Source organism: Tunicatimonas sp., assembly GCF_049647865.1.
Classification (GTDB): Bacteria; Bacteroidota; Bacteroidia; order Cytophagales; family Cyclobacteriaceae; genus Tunicatimonas.
Map to the genome: position 1 here is coordinate 1 of NZ_JBARYM010000809.1, position 2,364 is coordinate 2,364.

The following is a 2,364-nucleotide window of genomic DNA, read 5'->3' on the forward strand; positions in this document are numbered from 1 at the left end:
GTGGGAAGCCAGAATGGAGTAATTCGTTAATCCGGCTCGCTGGGCGTGTAGCACCGAAAGGGCATTAGCCGGAGCGGTGGTCTCAAAGCCTACCGCAAAGAAAACTACTTCCCGATCGGGATTCTCCTTGGCCAGTTTCACGGCTTCTAGCGGAGAGTAGAGGATACGAACATCAGCCCCTTTGGCCTTTGCTTGCAACAGACTACGCTCCGAACCCGGTACGCGGAGCATATCGCCAAATGAGCAAAGGATCACGTTTTTCTCTTCCGCCAGATAAACTGCCTTATCGATCAGGTTTAGCGGGGTAACACAGACCGGGCAACCGGGGCCGTGTACCATCGTAATTTCTTCGGGAAGTAAGCCCAGCAGCCCGTTCTTTACAATACTGTGGGTTTGCCCCCCGCATACTTCCATAATCGTCCACGGACGAGTGACGGTTTTGCGGATTTCCTCCAGATAGGATTGGGCTAATTCCGGATCGCGATATTCGGTTAAAAATTTCATAGTAGGTTGTTATTTTATTCTTATTGGACCGTCAGCCCAATAAAGATTTTTATTAGAATCCAGTTTGGCTATTCTTTTTCTTATTTCAATAGTCCGCCGAGCTTTTAAGATCAACCGCTTTGGCCAGCTCCGTTCACTCAACAGAAGGAGAGCATACTGCCCCGTCACTACTTCCTTAATCTTTGCTACTTGGTGTTGGTAGCCATCAGTTTGCTTCCACCGCTCTCGGCCATCGGATGTGATTTTATTACTACTCATTTGTTGAATAAAAATTCTTTTATAGGCTCTAAATGGTCATGCTGTAGGTAAGAAGTATAATTCCCATACTTATATTCACCGACAAACTTTGGAATATTAGCCCAGGGTGGTGGCTCAAAACTTTGTACGCCTTGAGATTTGGTAACATAAGTATATCGCCCTTCAATAACTCTTATTAAAGCAATTCCGTGATCTTCTGCATACTGGATTGATCCACTTTGAAAACAACTAGTAGCGAAAATCATCCCTTTATGCGCGCCTATTGATCTTATTTTATCGTAAAGTAGTTGAACAATCTCCCTCTTTATTTTATTCTTATATCTTTTGCATTCTATTAACACTTTTAGTTCACCTCCCAAAGCTTCAAATTCAACATAGACATCGATTTGATATGTACCATCAGTACGCTCAATTTTTTCATCATGTGACGACTTAAATTTATTTAGCTTTTCTCCTGAATGGGCTAAATATTTATATATTAACTCCTCAAATTCTCTCGGGGTAATCTCAGCATTAATACCTTCTGGAACTTCTGCCATTTTCGTTAGTTGAGCAAATTAAAAAACAGTCTACTCTACTTCTGGATTCAATTCGTCTAATTCGCCGACCTGTTTTAGGTAGTGAAAGGTTTCTTTCGCTTCTTTTTCGTCTACCACGCTAATGGCCACTCCCACGTGAACTAGTACGTAGTCGCCTTCCTGGGCGTGCGGAACCATCTCGAGGGTGGCTTCTTTGGTAATTCCGCCAAACAGTACTTGAGCCATTCGCACCGTACCATCGTACTGCATATCTATTGACTTTATCTTTCCGGGAATTGCTAAACACATAATGTTTTAATTGAAATTGGATAATAGAAAATTGAGTCCGGAGTTGGAAGACCGGAAACCGGAGTCTGGACTATGTTTTTACTTTGACACATACGCTCATATTATATAGCTATCGTTGTACTTCAGTCTTTTATCTTTTTTGATGTTATAAGATAACGCTTTTAGCACTTATTCTCTATCTAAGTTTCAATCAATTTGTTCTTCGCAGTGGTAATCGCCTGAGCTTTTTGCTGAGTCTGGTAATGAGCCAGTTGACCTAGCGATATATTTTCATCGTTAGGAGAAAGCTGTTGATGGAAATATAGTTCGTAGTTATCGTTCATCAAGTTACAAACCATATCCACTAATAAGGCATTCTGAAAAACCCCTCCGCTCATCGCTATTTTTCTAATATTATGTTTTTTAGCTACCTGTCGAATACCGTCCGCTAGTGAGTAGTGGAAGCGAGCTGCAATAAATCCGCGACTGTATTCTTTTGTATCCCGTAGAATACCATTTGCCAAAGGCTGATAAGCAATACTACCAACCTCTATCTCATTGAAATAACTGGTTAGTTTACCGTAGCCAATGTCTTGGATATAATCAGTTGCTAGCGTTTCTAGCATGAGTGCCGCTTCGCCCTCGTACGTAGTTTGATCAACCAATCCAAGAATACTTGCTACTCCATCAAATAGGCGGCCTACGCTGGAGGTTTTTAATCCACCAGTTTTATGAATCAGTCGATTATAATGCGCCCATTCTGTTGCTGAAAATTTCTTTTGAAGCGATGTATCAC

At 41.7% G+C, this 2,364-nt stretch carries 4 protein-coding genes and 1 pseudogene; all 5 read right to left on the minus strand.

Annotated features, from left to right (window positions below; genetic code table 11):
* A partial coding sequence (gene hypD, locus WBA23_RS23330; protein WP_424584684.1) for a hydrogenase formation protein HypD occupies window positions 1-504 on the minus strand: 504 nt, incomplete at its 3' end.
* 9 nt (window positions 505-513) lie between these two features.
* Window positions 514-762 (minus strand): hypothetical protein, encoded by a 249-nt coding sequence (locus tag WBA23_RS23335; protein ID WP_424584685.1) that lies wholly within the window; start codon window positions 760-762, stop codon window positions 514-516.
* The gene (locus WBA23_RS23340) at window positions 759-1,301 is read right to left on the minus strand and encodes a restriction endonuclease (protein ID WP_424584686.1); all 543 of its coding nucleotides are present in this window, start codon (window positions 1,299-1,301) and stop codon (window positions 759-761) included. The genes WBA23_RS23335 and WBA23_RS23340 overlap by 4 nt, the downstream gene beginning before the upstream one ends.
* A 30-nt stretch (window positions 1,302-1,331) precedes the next feature.
* Window positions 1,332-1,589 (minus strand): HypC/HybG/HupF family hydrogenase formation chaperone, encoded by a 258-nt coding sequence (locus tag WBA23_RS23345; protein WP_424584687.1) that lies wholly within the window; start codon window positions 1,587-1,589, stop codon window positions 1,332-1,334.
* Between the two features lie 179 nt (window positions 1,590-1,768).
* Window positions 1,769-2,364 (minus strand): annotated as a pseudogene (locus WBA23_RS23350) (hypothetical protein); the annotation flags it as partial.